Origin of the sequence: Streptomyces sp. NPDC127108 (assembly GCF_042677545.1) — a bacterium.
GTDB lineage: Bacteria > Actinomycetota > Actinomycetes > Streptomycetales > Streptomycetaceae > Streptomyces.
In genome coordinates this window covers 14207-30211 of sequence record NZ_JBHXTE010000023.1, presented here as the reverse complement: position 1 = coordinate 30211, position 16005 = coordinate 14207, and the positions used below count along the sequence as shown (strand labels likewise).

The window sequence follows — 16005 nt, the reverse complement described above, 5'->3', positions numbered from 1 at the left end:
ATGTCGAAACTCGGAGATCTCGGCGCCAAGCTCTACCGCGGCGAGGTCGGCTACGACTTCGTCGGCAAGCGCAAGATCTGGTACGGCATCTCGATCCTGATCACCATCACGGCCATCGTCGGCCTGGCGGTGCGCGGCCTGAACATGGGCATCGAGTTCGAGGGCGGCGCCGTCTTCAACACCCCGAAGACCAGCGTGTCGGTCGCCAAGGCCGAAGAGATCGCGGAAGAGGCCTCCGGCCACGACGCGCTCGTGCAGAAGCTCGGCAACGACACCCTGCGCATCCAGATCGCCGGTGTGGACACCGACAAGTCGGACCAGATCAAGGTCGAGCTCGCCAAGGAGCTCGACATGAAGGCCGACGACATCAACGCCGACCTCGTGGGCCCGAGCTGGGGCGAACAGATCGCCAACAAGGCCTGGCAAGGCCTGGCGATCTTCATGGTCCTCGTCGTGATCTATCTGGCGATCGCCTTCGAATGGCGCATGGCGCTCGCCGCCCTCATCGCCCTCATCCACGACATCACCATCACCGTGGGTGTGTACGCCCTCGTGGGCTTCGAGGTCACACCGGGCACGGTGATCGGTCTGCTGACCATCCTCGGTTATTCGCTGTACGACACGGTCGTGGTCTTCGACAGCCTCAAGGAACAGTCGAAGGACCTCGCCAAGCAGACCCGCTTCACCTACAGCGAGGTCGCCAACCGCTCGATCAACAGCACGCTGGTGCGCTCCATCAACACCACGGTGGTGGCGCTCCTGCCGGTCGCCGGTCTGCTGTTCATCGGCGGCGGCTTCCTCGGCGCGGGCATGCTGAACGACATCTCGCTGTCGCTGTTCGTCGGCCTCGCCGCGGGCGCGTACTCCTCGATCTTCATCGCGACCCCGCTGGTCGCCGATTTCAAGGAGACCGAGCCGCAGATGAAGGCGCTCAAGAAGCGGGTGCTCGCCAAGCGCAGGGCGGCCGCCGCGAAGGGCGAGTCCGCCGAGACCCCGGTGTCCGCGGACGCGAACCCCGACGACGGCGACGCGGAGCCCGACGAGGACTCCGCCGACTCGGCCCCCGCCGTGGTCGGCCCGCGCTCGGGCCCCCGTGCGCAGCCCACCCGCAACCGCGGCCGCGGCCGCCCGTCGGGGAAGCGCCGATGACCGAGCTCACCGACGTCAACGCGCTGCTCCTGAGCCGCATCCGTGACGTGCCGGACTACCCCGAGCCCGGCGTGCTGTTCAAGGACATCACGCCGCTGCTCGCGGACCCGGCCGCGTTCACCGCTCTGACCGGCGCCCTCGCCGACCTGAGCGTGCGGCACGGCGCCACCAAGGTCGTGGGGCTCGAGGCACGCGGGTTCATCCTGGGCGCTCCTGTCGCCCTGCGCGCCGGGGTCGGCTTCATTCCCGTACGCAAGGCGGGCAAGCTCCCCGGGGCGACCCTCAGCCAGCGGTACGACCTGGAGTACGGCAGCGCGGAGATCGAGGTGCACGCCGAGGACCTCAAGCCCGACGACCGCGTCATGGTCATCGACGACGTCCTCGCCACCGGCGGCACCGCCGAGGCCTCGCTGCGGCTCATCCGCCGTGCCGGGGCCGAGGTGGCCGGTGTGGCGGTCCTGATGGAGCTGGGCTTCCTCAACGGCCGCGAGCGGCTGAATCCCGCTCTGGACGGCGCGCCCCTGGAGGCGCTGCTCACCGTCTGAGGCCCCAGGAGAGGGCAGGAGAAGGCACAAGAGGCCCTGAAGGGAGTGCCCGGCCGTGGCGGCCGGCTTGGGACACTCGAGCACCACCCCAGCGGCGACAGAGGCGGGCCCGGCGGAATCCGGCGCCCGCCTCTGGTGTTTCTCCAGTACAGAGCCGTCTCACCGGCCGAGGGCGAGCCGTCGGCCCAGGATCGATACCATGGGCACTTCGGGACCTCACCGGGGGACCCGATCGCGCACAGGGAGCGCTCTTGCCAGACGAGTCCCAGCCACTTGCCGCCGCCAAGTCCGCCCAGCAGGCCGAGCGGGCCGCGGCGCCCGCTGTCGCGCCCGCGAAGAAGGCACCGAGCGCGCCCGGCGGGACGTCCGCACAGGGCGAGCAGGGTGCGTCGCGACCGGCCGAGACGCGGTCGGCCGAGCAGACCCGCCCCAAGCCGCCGACCGAGCCGCAGCCCGCCCCGCCGGTGCCCGCCGCCCCGCCGGTCCGCCCGGCCCCCGGCCGGACCCCCGCCCCGAGCAAGCCCCCCGTCAGCGGCAAGGCCGAGCGCTCCGGCTCCTCCAACCGCGTGCGCGCCCGCCTCGCCCGCCTCGGCGTCCAGCGCTCCAACCCGTACAACCCGGTCCTGGAACCGCTGCTCCGCATAGTGCGCAGCAACGACCCGAAGATCGAGACCGCCACGCTGCGCCAGATCGAGCGCGCCTACCAGGTCGCCGAGCGCTGGCACCGCGGCCAGAAGCGCAAGAGCGGCGACCCGTACATCACGCACCCCCTCGCCGTCACCACCATCCTCGCCGAGCTGGGCATGGACCCCGCGACGCTGATGGCGGGCCTGCTGCACGACACCGTCGAGGACACCGAGTACGGCCTCGACACCCTGCGCCGCGACTTCGGCGACCAGGTCGCCCTGCTCGTCGACGGCGTCACCAAGCTCGACAAGGTCAAGTTCGGCGAGGCCGCGCAGGCCGAGACCGTGCGCAAGATGGTCGTCGCCATGGCCAAGGACCCCCGCGTCCTGGTCATCAAGCTCGCCGACCGCCTGCACAACATGCGCACGATGCGCTATCTCAAGCGCGAGAAGCAGGAGAAGAAGGCCCGCGAGACGCTGGAGATCTACGCTCCGCTCGCGCATCGCCTGGGCATGAACACCATCAAGTGGGAGCTGGAGGACCTCGCCTTCGCGATCCTCTACCCCAAGATGTACGACGAGATCGTGCGTCTGGTGGCCGAGCGCGCCCCCAAGCGCGACGAGTACCTGGCCATAGTGACCGACGAGGTCCAGGCCGACCTGCGCGCCGCCCGCATCAAGGCCACCGTCACCGGTCGCCCGAAGCACTACTACAGCGTCTACCAGAAGATGATCGTCCGCGGCCGTGACTTCGCGGAGATCTACGACCTGGTGGGCATCCGCGTCCTCGTGGACACCGTCCGCGACTGCTACGCGGCCCTCGGCACCGTCCACGCGCGATGGAACCCGGTCCCCGGCCGGTTCAAGGACTACATCGCGATGCCCAAGTTCAACATGTACCAGTCGCTGCACACGACGGTCATCGGCCCCAACGGCAAGCCCGTCGAGCTGCAGATCCGCACGTTCGACATGCACCGCCGCGCCGAGTACGGCATCGCCGCGCACTGGAAGTACAAGCAGGAGGCCGTCGCCGGCGCCTCCAAGGTGCGCACGGACGTGCCGAAGAAGACCGGCAAGGACGACCACCTCAACGACATGGCGTGGCTGCGTCAGCTCCTGGACTGGCAGAAGGAGACCGAGGACCCCAGCGAGTTCCTGGAGTCCCTGCGCTTCGACCTGTCGCGCAACGAGGTCTTCGTCTTCACGCCGAAGGGCGACGTCATCGCGCTCCCCGCGGGCGCGACCCCGGTCGACTTCTCGTACGCGGTGCACACCGAGGTCGGCCACCGCACCATAGGCGCCCGGGTCAACGGACGGCTCGTACCGCTCGAATCGACCCTGGACAACGGCGACCTGGTGGAGGTCTTCACCTCCAAGGCCGCGGGCGCGGGCCCCTCCCGGGACTGGCTCGGCTTCGTCAAGTCGCCGCGGGCCCGCAACAAGATCCGCGCCTGGTTCTCCAAGGAGCGCCGCGAGGAGGCCATCGAGCAGGGCAAGGACGCCATCGCGCGCGCCATGCGCAAGCAGAACCTGCCGATCCAGCGCATCCTCACCGGCGACTCCCTGGTCACCCTCGCGCACGAGATGCGCTACCCCGACATCTCCTCGCTGTACGCGGCGATCGGCGAGGGCCACGTCACCGCGCAGAGCGTCGTGCAGAAGCTCGTCCAGGCGCTCGGCGGCGAGGAGGCCGCCAACGAGGACATCGCCGAGAGCGCGCCGCCCTCGCGCAGCCGGTCCAAGCGCCGCTCCAACGCCGACCCCGGGGTCGTCGTCAAGGGCGTCGACGACGTGTGGGTCAAGCTGGCCCGCTGCTGCACGCCGGTGCCGGGCGACCCCATCATCGGGTTCGTCACACGCGGCAGTGGCGTATCGGTTCACCGCAGCGACTGCGTGAACGTGGACTCGCTGTCCCGGGAGCCGGAGCGCATCCTCGAGGTCGAGTGGGCGCCCACGCAGTCGTCGGTCTTCCTGGTGGCCATCCAGGTGGAGGCCCTGGACCGCTCCCGGCTGCTCTCGGATGTCACGCGCATCCTCTCCGACCAGCACGTCAACATCCTGTCCGCGGCCGTGCAGACCTCCCGCGACCGGGTCGCCACCTCCCGCTTCACCTTCGAGATGGGCGACCCCAAGCACCTGGGCCACGTGCTCAAGGCGGTCAGGGGAGTCGAGGGCGTCTACGACGTGTACCGCGTGACGTCGGCACGCAGGCCGTAGCACCAGCGACCGGTGTACTACGTAGAGGGGCTCCCGTACGTGATGTACGGGAGCCCCTCTACGTAGAGCACGGACAACTGCTCAGCCGCCGAACTCCTGCAGGCCCTTGAGCGCCTGGTCGAGGAGCGCCTGACGGCCGTCGAGCTCCTTCTGGAGCTTGTCGGCCTTGGCGTTGTTGCCCGCCGTGCGCGCCGTCTCGATCTGGCCCCTGAGCTTGTCGACGGCGGCCTGGAGCTGACCGGTCAGGCCCTCGGCGCGGGCACGCGCCTCCGGGTTCGTCCGGCGCCACTCGGCCTCCTCGGACTCCTGCAGCGCCCGCTCGACCGCGTGCATCCGGCCCTCGACCTTCGGCCGGGCGTCGCGCGGGACGTGGCCGATGGCCTCCCAGCGCTCGTTGATGGACCGGAAGGCCGCGCGGGCCGCCTTCAGGTCCGTCACCGGGACGAGCTTCTCGGCCTCGTCGGCCAGCTCCTCCTTGAGCTTGAGGTTCTCGCCCTGCTCGGCGTCGCGCTCCGCGAAGACCGCGCTGCGCGCCGCGAAGAACACGTCCTGGGCGCCGCGGAAGCGGTTCCACAGGTCGTCCTCGTGCTCGCGCTGGGCGCGGCCCGCCGCCTTCCAGTCGGCCATCAGCTCGCGGTAGCGCGCGGCCGTCGGGCCCCAGTCCGTCGAGCCCGACAGCGACTCGGCCTCCGCGACCAGCTTCTCCTTGGCCTTGCGGGCGTCCTCGCGCTGCGCGTCCAGGGACGCGAAGTGGGCCTTGCGGCGCTTGGAGAACGCCGAGCGGGCGTGCGAGAAGCGGTGCCACAGCTCGTCGTCGGACTTGCGGTCGAGGCGGGGCAGCCCCTTCCAGGTGTCCACCAGGGCCCGCAGGCGCTCACCGGCCGCACGCCACTGCTCGCTCTGGGCCAGCTCCTCGGCCTCCGCGACCAGCGCCTCCTTGGAGTGCCGCGCCTCGTCCGACTGCTTGGCCTTCTGGGCCTTGCGCTCCTCACGGCGCGCCTCGACGGTCTCGACCAGCTTGTCGAGCCGCTTGCCGAGCGCGTCCAGGTCGCCGACGGCGTGTGCCTCGTCGACCTGCTGGCGCAGGTGGTCGATGGCGGTCGTCGCGTCCTTGGCCGACAGGTCGGTCGTCTTCACCCGGCGCTCGAGAAGTCCGATCTCGACGACCAGACCGTCGTACTTGCGCTCGAAATAGGCCAGGGCCTCCTCGGGAGATCCTGCCTGCCACGATCCGACCACTCGCTCGCCGCCGTCGGCCGTACGCACGTACACGGTCCCCGTCTCGTCGACGCGGCCCCACGGGTCGCTGCTCACAGCGCCTCCTCCACATGATGCCTGCACAAGGCCACGGGCCCCCGGCATCGTCCACAGTTTCGTCACCGCCAACATAGGCGACCGGCGGGGCGGCTGTCCGCATCCAGCGCGAGCGAAATTCGCCCGCCGGTGGTCAGGATTTACGTACGGTGGCCTTGTCGATGACGACCGTCGCGTTCGGTGCGCCGTCGCCCTGACCGCTGCCCTCACCGGCCGCGGCGATCTTCTTGAGGACCTTTATGCCGGCGTCGGAGACGGTCCCGAACGGTGTGTAGTCGGGCGGCAACTGGCTGTCCTGGTAGACCAGGAAGAACTGGCTGCCACCGGTGTCGCGGCCCTTCTTCGTGTCCGGCTTGTACTTGTTCGCCATGGCGACCGTGCCCGCCGGGTACACACCGCCCTTGAGCCGCTTGTCCTTCAGATTCTCGTCCGGAATGGTGTAGCCGGGGTCGCCCTCGCCGGTGCCCTTCGGGTCGCCGCACTGCAGAACGTTGACGTTGCCCGCGGTGAGGCGGTGGCACCGCGTGTGGTCCAAGTACCCCTTGTCGGCCAGGAACTTGAACGAGTTCACGGTGTGCGGGGCCTTCGCCGCGTCCATGTCGATGCCTATGTCGCCGCACGTCGTGGCCAGCTTCATCTGGTACGAGGCCGACTTGTCGACAGTGAGCGCCGGCTCCTTCTTGAAGGAGAGCGGCTTGATCTTGCCCGGCGCGGCCTTGCCGCACGGGTCCTCCGGCTTGCTGGGCGTCGGCGACGGAGCCGCGTCGTCCTTCGTCGAGCCACCGTCGTCGAAGGCGCCCGCCGCGTACGAGACCGCACCCCCCGCCACCACCAGGGCGACCACACCGGCGATCACCGCGTTGCGCATCCGCCGCCGACGTCGCGCGGCCTCCCGCCGCTGCTGCTGCCGCAAGAACTTCTCCCGCGCGAGCTGCTTGCGCCGCTGTTCCTGGCTGACCACCGGGTGCACTCCCTGTACGTCTCGGTCGGCGCGTCTGTCGTACGTCGCCTGGGTCGTCGTCGCGCGGCGCGACCGGCCGCGTGTGCCCCGTACCGTATATGGGTTAGCTGTGGAATCGGCAGCGCCGGTAGGCTCTGAACTGCCGCAATCTCCGCTGCCACCTCCGCCGGACGACGAAACGAAGGACGATCGTGCTCATTGCCGGGTTTCCCGCCGGGGCCTGGGGGACCAACTGCTACCTGGTCGCCCCCGCCGCAGGCGAGGAATGCGTGATCATCGACCCGGGGCACCAGGCCACCGAAGGAGTCGAGGAAGCGCTCCGGAAGCATCGGCTCAAGCCCGTCGCCGTCATCCTCACCCATGGCCACATCGACCATGTCGCGTCGGTCGTCCCGGTCTGCGGCGCGCACGACGTGCCCGCCTGGATCCACCCCGACGACCGGTACATGATGAGCGACCCGGAGAAGGCCATCGGCCGGTCCTTCGGCGCGCAGCTGCTCGGCGAGCTGACCGTGGGCGAGCCCTCCGACCTCAGGGAGCTGGCCGACGGCGAGGAGCTGAAGCTCGCCGGGCTCGACTTCTCCGTCGCGCACGCGCCGGGGCATACGAAGGGGTCGGTGACCTTCCGGCTGCCCGAGTCCGCCGAGGTCCCCTCGGTGTTCTTCTCGGGCGACCTGCTGTTCGCCGGCTCCATCGGACGCACCGACCTGCCCGGCGGATCGCACGCCGACATACTCGAGTCGCTGGCACGCGTGTGCCTGCCGCTCGACGACTCGACCGTGGTCCTGCCCGGCCACAACGAGCACACGACCATCGGCCGTGAGCGCGCCACCAACCCGTATCTGCGCCAGGTGGCCGCCGGCCTGGGAGCCGACGCTCCCCGACGAGGAATGTGACGAGAGAAAACCCGTGAGTACCTTCCAGGCCCCCAAGGGCACGTACGACCTGCTGCCGCCGGTTTCCGCGACCTACCTCGCCGTCCGCGAGGCCATCGCCGCACCGCTGCGCAACTCCGGGTACGGCTATGTCGAGACGCCCGGCTTCGAGAACGTCGAGCTGTTCGCGCGCGGTGTCGGTGAGTCGACCGACATCGTGACCAAGGAGATGTACGCCTTCGAGACCAAGGGCGGCGACAAGCTCGCGCTGCGCCCCGAAGGCACCGCCTCCGTGCTGCGCGCCGCCCTTGAGGGCAACCTGCACAAGGCGGGCAACCTCCCGGTCAAGCTCTGGTACTCGGGCTCGTACTACCGCTACGAGCGCCCGCAGAAGGGCCGCTACCGCCACTTCTCCCAGGTCGGCGCCGAGGCGATCGGCGCGGAGGACCCGGCGCTCGACGCCGAGCTGATCATCCTGGCCGACCAGGCCTACCGCTCGCTCGGCCTGAGGGAGTTCCGCATCCTGCTGAACTCCCTCGGCGACAAGGAGTGCCGTCCCGTCTACCGCGCCGCCCTCCAGGACTTCCTGCGCGAGCTCGACCTGGACGAGGAGACACGTCGACGTATCGACATCAACCCCCTCCGCGTCCTGGACGACAAGCGCGCCGACGTGCAGAAGCAGCTCGTGGGCGCGCCGATGCTCGCCGACTACCTGTGCGACGCCTGCAAGGCGTACCACGAGCAGGTGCGGGAGCTCCTGACCGCGGCGGGCGTCGCCTACGAGGACGACCCGAAGCTGGTCCGCGGGCTCGACTACTACACGCGCACCACCTTCGAGTTCGTCCACGACGGCCTCGGCTCGCAGTCCGCGGTCGGTGGCGGCGGGCGCTACGACGGCCTGTCCGAGATGATCGGCGGTCCCGCGCTGCCGTCCGTGGGCTGGGCGCTCGGCGTGGACCGCACGGTGCTCGCCCTGGAGGCGGAGGGCGTCGCCCTCGACCTGCCCGCGGCCACCAGCGTGTTCGCGGTGCCGCTCGGCGAGGAGGCGCGGCGGGTGCTCTTCGCCAAGGTGACGGAGCTGCGCCGGGCCGGGGTCGCCGCCGACTTCTCGTACGGCGGGAAGGGGCTCAAGGGCGCCATGAAGAACGCCAACCGCTCGGGCGCCCGCTTCACCGTCGTCGCCGGTGAGCGTGATCTCGCCGAGGGCGTCGTCCAGCTCAAGGACATGGAGTCCGGAGAGCAGACGGCGGTCGCGGTGGACGAGATCGTGGCCGTGGTGAAGAGCAAGCTGGTCTGATGCTTGTGGGCTGGGCCCCGGGTGCGGATGCGCGCCCGGGGCCCAGCCGTTTCCCGGAGGCGCGGACCCAGCCCTCCCGGTCGGCCTTCCGGGTCAGCCCTCCAGGAGCCCGTGCCGCATCGCACTCGTCACCGCCGCCGTCCTGTCGGCCACCTCCAACTTGCCGAAGACGCGCAGCAGATGTGTCTTCACCGTCGACTCGCCGATGTGCAGCCGACGGCCGATCTCGGCGTTGGTGCAGCCTTCCGCGACGAGCCGCAGGACGGCCGTCTCGCGCTCCGAAAGACGCGGCCGCTCCGGCCTGGCGCGCAACTGGTCCACGAGGCGGGCCGCCACGGACGGGGCGAGGACGGTCTCCCCGCGGGCCGCCGCCCTCACCGCGTCCGCGAGTTCACCGCGGGCCAGGTCCTTGAGGAGGTAGCCCGCCGCGCCCGCCTCGACGGCGCGCAGGATGTCCCGGTCCGTCTCGTACGTGGTCAGGACGATGATCCGGCACGGGAGTCCCGCCTCCGTCATCCGTACGATCGCGTCCGCGCCGTCGCCGCCGGGCATCCGCAGGTCCATCAGGACGATGTCGGGGCGCAGCCGGGCGGCGAGCGCCTCGGCCTGCGGTCCATTGGCCGCCTCGGCGACGACGTCCAGGTCGGGCTCGGCGCTGAGCATGGCGCGCAGGCCTTCGCGGACGACGGGGTGGTCGTCGGCGAGCAGGACACGGATCACGGCGCGGTCCTTTCGGGGGAGTGGTGGGGCGGATCGGGGGTGGCGCTGGGCTCCGGCAGGTCGTGGGGCTCAGGCGTGCCGTGGAGCTCCGGCGGGCCGTGGGGCTCAGGCGTGCCGTCCGGTTCCGGGAGCGGCAGGCGGACCGTGACCGTCGTGCCCCGACCAGGAGCGCTGACCACCTTGGCCGTGCCGCTGACCTCGGCCGCCCGCGTCCGCAGCCCGCGCAGCCCGAAGCCCTCGTGGTGGGCGCCGGTGTCGAAACCGCGTCCCGAGTCGCTGACCGTCAGCGTGAGCGCACCCGGCCGGTAGCCGAGGGCGACCCGCACCTCGGCGTCGGGGCCCGCGTGCTTCGCCGTGTTGGCCAGCGCCTCCTGGCAGGAGCGCAGGGCGACGACCTCCAGGCCCGGGGGCAGCGGCCGGGCGGTGCCGGTGACCGTGACGGCGGCGCCGTGGCGGGCGGCGACGCGGCGCAGGGCGTCCGGGAGGGAGCCGCCGCGCAGGTCGTCCGGCGCGCGTCCGGCCACGAGGGACCGGGCCTCCGCGAGGTTCTGCCGGGCCGTGGCCTGCATCAGCTCCAGGTGGCGGCGGGCCGCCGCCACGTCGCGGTCCAGCTCCGCGTCGACGGCCTGGACGAGCATCAGCAGGCTGGTGAAGCCCTGGGCGAGGGTGTCGTGGATCTCGCGGGACATGCGCTCGCGCTCGGCGAGGGCGCCGCGCTCGGCGGAAAGACGGGCCACCTCCCCACGGCTCGCCTCCAACTCCGCGATGAGGTCCGCGCGTTCCTGGCTCTGGGCGATGATGTGGATGATCCAGGTCCCGAGCGCCGCGCCGAACACCAGGGACACGGCTGCGCCCACCGAGTTGAGGAAGACGTCCTGCGCGTCCGGCCGCCACAGCAGCGCCCAGCCCGCCACCGGCGCGACGTTGATCACGGCGAGGGTGACCATGGCACGGCGGATCCGCAGCGCGATGAAGCACTGCGGCACCAGGGCGAAGGTCAGCAGCCGGGTCTCGGTGATGAGGACGCCGGTGGCCACGAACAGGGCCGTGGCCACCGTGAGATAGCGCACCGCCCGACGCTGGTCGGCGCCCTCGGTGAGCAGCACCGGTCGGCCGCTGACCACGTACCAGACGAGGAGCAGCACGACCAGCGCGGCCGACGCCGGGCGGGCGGCGCCGCCGGGCCCCTCGACGCTGAACGCCAGGACCAGCGTGCCGACCCACACGACGGCGAAGTAGCAGTCCCAGAGCAGGAAGCCGCGGTCCCACTGGTCACTGTCCCGGGGACCGGGCTCCGTGCTCACCCGTCCCGGCGGCTCTTCCAACGGAAGGTCAACAGACACAGCGCCAATCCTCCGACGCACCAGGCCGTGAGCACCAGCGCGATGCGCCCGTACTCCCAACTCCCCGCCTGCTCCAGGACCTGAGCGGACTCGGGCAGGAACACCCCGCGGAATCCCTGGCACATCCACTTGAGCGGGAACAGGGCGCCGAGCGTGAGCATCCAGTCCGGGACCGTGTCGATGGCTATATAGACACCGGAGATGAACTGCAGCACCAGGAACGGCAGGACGACCACGGACGAGGCGCTGCGGCCGGACCGCGGGACGCTGCTGATGGCGACGCCGAGCAGCGCGCAGCCCGTCAGACCGAGGACGAAGATCCAGGCGAAGGTGAGCCACTTCTCCGGGGACGTCGGCAGGTCCAGGTCGAACATCGTCGCGCCGACGACGAGCAGCAGCAGGGTCTCCAGGATGCCGGTGACCAGGACGAGCCAGACCTTCCCGAGGAAGTACGAGACCGGGGGCATCGGGGTTCCGCGCAGGCGCCGCAGCACATGCTCGTCGCGCTCCATCGCGATGGCGATGCCGAGCGACTGGAAGCTGATGGACATGATGCCGGCGCCGATCATCGCCGCGACGTACAGCTGTGACGCCGTGATGCCCGCGTCCGCCACGTCGTCCTTGAAAATCGACGCGAACAGGAAGAGCAGCACCACCGGGAACGCGAACGTGAACACGCCCTGTTCGCGCTGGCGGAAGAACTGCTTGAGCTCCAGCGCGCCCTGGTGCAGTCCCAGCCACCAGGCCCCGGGAAGCCGCTCGGCGCCGGACGCGGCCCGGGTGAGCCCAGGGAGGCGCGGGGTCCGCGGAGCCCCGGGTGTGCCGCGCGAGGTCGTCGTGGTCATCGCTCGTCCTCCTCGGACTTCGGCCCGTCTTCCTGTCCGATCAGGCGCAGATACACGTCCTCCAGGCTGGGGCGGCTGATGCGCAGGCCGGGGATCTCGCCGTCGAAGCGGCTCATCAGCTCGGCGACGGTCCGGGTCGGGGTCGCGGTGCGGAGGTCGCGGGGGTCGCCGTCGGGCTCGGTCCACGAGACGACGGCCTCGCTGCCGTACTCCCGGCGGAGGGCCGCGGGCTCGCCCTCGGCCACGACCCGGCCCCGGGCGATCACCGCGATGCGGTCGGCGAGGGCCTCGGCCTCCTGGAGGTAGTGCGTGGTGAGGACGACGGTGGTGCCCTCGTCCGCCAGGGTCCGGATGACGCCCCAGAACTGGCGGCGGGCGGCCGGGTCGAAGCCCGTCGTCGGCTCGTCGAGCAGCAGCAGGCGCGGGTCGCCGATGATGCCGAGTGCCACGTCGAGCCGACGGCGCTGGCCGCCCGAGAGCGCCTTGACGCGGCTGTCCGCCTTCTCCTGGAGGCCGACGAGGTCCAGCACGTCCTGCGGCCGGCGGGGTCGTGGGTAGTACCGCGCGAAGTGGCTCACCGTCTCGCGCACCGTCAGCTCGGCGGGCGCCGACTCGTCCTGCCAGACGATGCCCACGCGGGCCCGCAGGGCTCGGCTCGCCGTCGCCGGGTCGGCGCCCAGGACGGACACCTCGCCCGCGTCGCGCGTGCGGTGCCCCTGGAGGATCTCGACGGTCGTGGACTTGCCCGCGCCGTTCGGACCGAGGATGCCGAAGACCTCGCCGTGCCCCACGGCCAGGTCGATGCCGTCCACGGCGGCCACGGGTCCGTACCTCTTGCGCAGCCCACGGACGTCGACGGCTAGTTGATGCGTTGTCATGACATCGAGCCTCCCGTCGGAGCGAACACGGCGGGACCCCCATACGTATCTGCTTGTGTCCACCGATCGGTGGACACACAGCTACGTACGGCACAATGTCCCTGCCCGCAGGCCACCACGAGCGACGGAACGGCGTGATGAGTAAACCCACCTCGGTGAAGCAGCCAGTGAAGGACGGCGCCGCGGCCGGCCAGGACCACGAGGACGCGCCGGGGGCCGTCGGCGGCAGCAGGGCGCTCGCGCTGCTCCTGGTGATCACCGGAGCCGCCGGGCTGCTCGCCTCCTGGGTCATCACGCTCGACAAGTTCGAGCTGCTGAAGGACCCGAACTTCCAGCCGGGCTGCAGCATCAACCCGGTCGTTGCCTGCGGCAGCATCATGAAGAGCGACCAGGCGGAGGCCTTCGGCTTCCCGAACCCGATGCTGGGCCTCGCCGCGTACGCCGTCGTGATCGGTGTCGGCATGAGCCTGCTCGGCCGCGCCCGCTTCCCGCGCTGGTACTGGCTGACGTTCAACGCGGGCACGCTCTTCGGCGTCGGCTTCTGCACCTGGCTGCAGTTCCAGTCGCTGTACCGCATCAACGCGCTGTGCCTGTGGTGCTGCCTGGCCTGGGTCGCCACGATCGTGATGTTCTGGTACGTCACGGCCTTCAACGTCCGCCAGGGCTTCCTGCCCGCGCCGGGCTGGCTGAAGACCTTCTTCGAGGACTTCTCCTGGGCCCTGCCGGTCGTGCACGTCGGGATCATCGCGATGCTGATCCTCACGCGCTGGGGCTCCGACCTCTGGATCTGAGGCCCGGTCCGAGGCCGGATCCGAGGCTGGATCCGAGGCGGCGGGGGCCGGTTGTCAGTGGGGTGACATAGGGTTTTCGACGTGGAGCCCGACCTGTTCACCGCCGCAGCCGAAGACCGCCAGGAGAAGGACCCGTCCAGCAGTCCCCTGGCCGTCCGGATGCGCCCGCGCACCCTCGACGAAGTCGTCGGACAGCAGCATCTGCTCCGGCCCGGATCGCCGCTGCGCCGACTCGTCGAGGGCAGCGGCGGCCCCGCCGGACCGTCGTCGGTGTTCCTCTGGGGCCCGCCCGGCATCGGCAAGACGACCCTGGCGTACGTGGTCTCCAAGGCGACGAACAAGCGCTTCGTGGAGCTCTCCGCGATCACCGCGGGCGTCAAGGAGGTCCGCGCGGTCATCGACGGCGCCCGCCGCGCGATGGGCGGCCACGGCAAGGAGACCGTCCTCTTCCTCGACGAGATCCACCGCTTCAGCAAGGCCCAGCAGGACTCCCTGCTGCCCGCCGTCGAGAACCGCTGGGTGACGCTGATCGCCGCGACGACGGAGAACCCGTACTTCTCCGTGATCTCCCCGCTCCTGTCCCGCTCCCTGCTGCTCACCCTCGAACCGCTCACGGACGACGACCTGCGCGGACTGCTCAAGCGGGCCCTCGCCGACGAGCGCGGCCTCGGCGGCGCCGTCACCGTGCCCGAGGACGCCGAGGAGCACCTCCTGCGGATCGCGGGCGGCGACGCCCGCCGCGCGCTCACCGCCCTCGAGGCGGGCGCGGGCTCGGCACTCTCCAAGGGCGACAAGGAGATCACGCTCCAGACCCTGGAGGAGTCCGTCGACCGCGCGGCCGTCAAGTACGACCGCGCCGGCGACCAGCACTACGACGTCGCGAGCGCCCTGATCAAGTCCATCCGCGGCTCCGACGTGGACGCGGCCCTGCACTATCTGGCCCGCATGATCGAGGCGGGCGAGGACCCCCGGTTCATCGCCCGCCGCCTGATGATCTCGGCCAGCGAGGACATCGGCCTCGCCGACCCGACGGCCCTGCCCACCGCCGTCGCCGCCGCCCAGGCCGTCGCCATGATCGGCTTCCCCGAGGCGGCCCTCACCCTCAGCCACGCCACCATCGCCCTCGCCCTGGCCCCGAAGTCGAACGCCGCGACCACGGCCATAGGCGCCGCCCTCGAAGACGTCCGCAAGGGCCACGCGGGCCCCGTCCCGCCCCACCTGCGCGACGGCCACTACAAGGGCGCGGCCAAGCTGGGGCACGCCCAGGGCTATGTGTATCCGCACGACCTGCCCGAGGGCATCGCCGCACAGGAGTACGCCCCCGAAGCCTTGCGCGACCGCGAGTACTACACCCCCACCCGGCACGGCGCCGAGGCACGGTACGCGGACGCCGTCGAGTGGACGAGGAAGCACCTCGGCCGCAAGCGGTCCTGACCCACCTGGGCCGCAAGCGCCCCTGATCCACCCGTGTCGCAAGCGGTCCCGACCGCCCTGTAGAATCCCTCGGAGTGCTGCGTCCCGTGTCCGGTCTCGTACCGGCACCACCAGAACGGGACATCCAGCCGGAGCCCCCGCCCCCGGGCAGGGAGGTTCCAGGAGCGTCGCGCACCGTCGAAGGTGTCGCGGGCAGCCCACCACCCTCCCGGATCCCGGGACACGGTCGGTGGGCCACTCGCGTGCTGCACATAGTGCCCAGACCAGGGAACGGCTGCCAGGTGGGTCCGACCGACCGGCCCCACCGGGTTTCCCAGGCTGCGGATGCGACCTCCCCTAACCCTGGTGAAGCCGATTCCGTACAGAAAACAGAGGTGTTTGGTTCATGCCGAACCAGTCCCGCCCCAAGGTCAAGAAGTCGCGTGCCCTCGGCATCGCGCTGACCCCGAAGGCCGTCAAGTACTTCGAGGCCCGCCCCTACCCGCCGGGCGAGCACGGCCGTGGCCGCAAGCAGAACTCGGACTACAAGGTCCGTCTGCTCGAGAAGCAGCGGCTGCGCGCGCAGTACGACGTGTCCGAGCGTCAGCTCGTCCGCGCCTACGAGCGTGCCGCGAAGACCCAGGGCAAGACCGGTGAGGCCCTGGTCATCGAGCTGGAGCGTCGTCTCGACGCCCTGGTTCTGCGTTCGGGCATCGCCCGCACCATCTACCAGGCCCGCCAGATGGTCGTCCACGGCCACATCGAGGTCAACGGCCAGAAGGTCGACAAGCCGTCCTTCCGCGTGAAGCCGGACGACGTCGTCATGGTCCGCGAGCGCAGCCGCCAGAAGCCGCTGTTCGAGGTCGCGCGCGAGGGTGGCTTCGCCGCCGACGGCGAGACCCCGCGCTACCTCCAGGTGAACCTGAAGGCCCTGGCCTTCCGCCTGGACCGCGAGCCGAACCGCAAGGAGATCCCCGTGATCTGCGACGAGCAGCTCGTCGTCGAGTACTACGCCCGCTGACCCGGACGTA

General features: G+C 70.8%; 14 protein-coding genes. 8 read left to right on the top strand and 6 right to left on the bottom strand.

All coding sequences use genetic code 11. The features are described from left to right. From secF to ACFVHO_RS20635, 3 genes are all read left to right on the top strand, one after another. Complete coding sequence (gene secF, locus ACFVHO_RS20645) at positions 1-1149, top strand: protein translocase subunit SecF (RefSeq protein WP_385716379.1); 1149 nt, start codon at positions 1-3, stop codon at positions 1147-1149. Next, complete coding sequence (locus ACFVHO_RS20640) at positions 1146-1694, top strand: adenine phosphoribosyltransferase (RefSeq protein ID WP_385716376.1); 549 nt, start codon at positions 1146-1148, stop codon at positions 1692-1694. The genes secF and ACFVHO_RS20640 overlap by 4 nt, the downstream gene beginning before the upstream one ends. A gap of 251 nt (positions 1695-1945) precedes the next feature. Then, a complete protein-coding gene (locus ACFVHO_RS20635) occupies positions 1946-4537 on the top strand; it encodes a RelA/SpoT family protein (RefSeq protein ID WP_385716373.1) in 2592 nt (863 codons plus the stop codon). 81 nt (positions 4538-4618) lie between these two features. On the opposite strand, the gene ACFVHO_RS20630 is transcribed toward ACFVHO_RS20635, so the two are convergent. Next, on the bottom strand, positions 4619-5851 hold the full coding sequence (locus tag ACFVHO_RS20630; RefSeq protein WP_385716369.1) for a DUF349 domain-containing protein: 1233 nt from the start codon (positions 5849-5851) through the stop codon (positions 4619-4621). 133 nt (positions 5852-5984) lie between these two features. Further along, complete coding sequence (locus ACFVHO_RS20625) at positions 5985-6812, bottom strand: peptidylprolyl isomerase (RefSeq protein ID WP_385716366.1); 828 nt, start codon at positions 6810-6812, stop codon at positions 5985-5987. Between the two features lie 191 nt (positions 6813-7003). On the opposite strand from ACFVHO_RS20625, the gene ACFVHO_RS20620 reads away from it, so the two are divergent. After that, on the top strand, positions 7004-7708 hold the full coding sequence (locus ACFVHO_RS20620; RefSeq protein WP_380852997.1) for an MBL fold metallo-hydrolase: 705 nt from the start codon (positions 7004-7006) through the stop codon (positions 7706-7708). 13 nt (positions 7709-7721) lie between these two features. Next, positions 7722-8984, top strand: a complete 1263-nt coding sequence (hisS, locus tag ACFVHO_RS20615; protein ID WP_385716362.1) for a histidine--tRNA ligase — start codon at positions 7722-7724, stop codon at positions 8982-8984. Between the two features lie 93 nt (positions 8985-9077). Here hisS and ACFVHO_RS20610 read toward each other — a convergent pair whose 3' ends face one another. From ACFVHO_RS20610 to ACFVHO_RS20595, 4 genes are read right to left on the bottom strand one after another with little or no spacing between them, the layout of a single operon-like run. After that, the gene (locus tag ACFVHO_RS20610; protein ID WP_087883319.1) at positions 9078-9704 is read right to left on the bottom strand and encodes a response regulator transcription factor; all 627 of its coding nucleotides are present in this window, start codon (positions 9702-9704) and stop codon (positions 9078-9080) included. Beyond that, on the bottom strand, positions 9701-11008 hold the full coding sequence (locus ACFVHO_RS20605) for a histidine kinase (protein WP_385716359.1): 1308 nt from the start codon (positions 11006-11008) through the stop codon (positions 9701-9703). Before ACFVHO_RS20605 ends, ACFVHO_RS20610 begins: the two co-directional genes overlap by 4 nt. Further along, positions 11005-11892: an ABC transporter permease gene (locus ACFVHO_RS20600; protein ID WP_385716356.1), complete on the bottom strand. Its 888-nt coding sequence runs from the start codon at positions 11890-11892 to the stop codon at positions 11005-11007. The genes ACFVHO_RS20605 and ACFVHO_RS20600 overlap by 4 nt, the downstream gene beginning before the upstream one ends. After that, the gene (locus ACFVHO_RS20595) at positions 11889-12770 is read right to left on the bottom strand and encodes an ABC transporter ATP-binding protein (protein WP_385716353.1); all 882 of its coding nucleotides are present in this window, start codon (positions 12768-12770) and stop codon (positions 11889-11891) included. The genes ACFVHO_RS20600 and ACFVHO_RS20595 overlap by 4 nt, the downstream gene beginning before the upstream one ends. Before the next feature lie 137 nt (positions 12771-12907). On the opposite strand from ACFVHO_RS20595, the gene ACFVHO_RS20590 reads away from it, so the two are divergent. From ACFVHO_RS20590 to rpsD, 3 genes are all read left to right on the top strand, one after another. Continuing rightward, positions 12908-13561 (top strand): vitamin K epoxide reductase family protein, encoded by a 654-nt coding sequence (locus ACFVHO_RS20590; protein WP_385716350.1) that lies wholly within the window; start codon positions 12908-12910, stop codon positions 13559-13561. Between the two features lie 81 nt (positions 13562-13642). Beyond that, a complete protein-coding gene (locus ACFVHO_RS20585; protein ID WP_385716347.1) occupies positions 13643-14995 on the top strand; it encodes a replication-associated recombination protein A in 1353 nt (450 codons plus the stop codon). Positions 14996-15380: 385 nt separating this feature from the next. Beyond that, on the top strand, positions 15381-15995 hold the full coding sequence (gene rpsD / locus ACFVHO_RS20580) for a 30S ribosomal protein S4 (RefSeq protein ID WP_030360491.1): 615 nt from the start codon (positions 15381-15383) through the stop codon (positions 15993-15995). Positions 15996-16005 lie beyond the last annotated feature (10 nt).

What these genes read in the sequence shown, in the direction of transcription:
- ACFVHO_RS20595 (WP_385716353.1), bottom strand. Translation starts at nt 12,770, where the DNA reads ATGACAACGCATCAACTAGCCGTCGACGTCCGTGGGCTGCGCAAGAGG.
- secF (WP_385716379.1), top strand. Translation starts at nt 1, where the DNA reads ATGTCGAAACTCGGAGATCTCGGCGCCAAGCTCTACCGCGGCGAGGTC.
- ACFVHO_RS20590 (WP_385716350.1), top strand. Translation starts at nt 12,908, where the DNA reads ATGAGTAAACCCACCTCGGTGAAGCAGCCAGTGAAGGACGGCGCCGCG.
- rpsD (WP_030360491.1), top strand. Translation starts at nt 15,381, where the DNA reads ATGCCGAACCAGTCCCGCCCCAAGGTCAAGAAGTCGCGTGCCCTCGGC.
- ACFVHO_RS20600 (WP_385716356.1), bottom strand. Translation starts at nt 11,892, where the DNA reads ATGACCACGACGACCTCGCGCGGCACACCCGGGGCTCCGCGGACCCCG.
- ACFVHO_RS20640 (WP_385716376.1), top strand. Translation starts at nt 1,146, where the DNA reads ATGACCGAGCTCACCGACGTCAACGCGCTGCTCCTGAGCCGCATCCGT.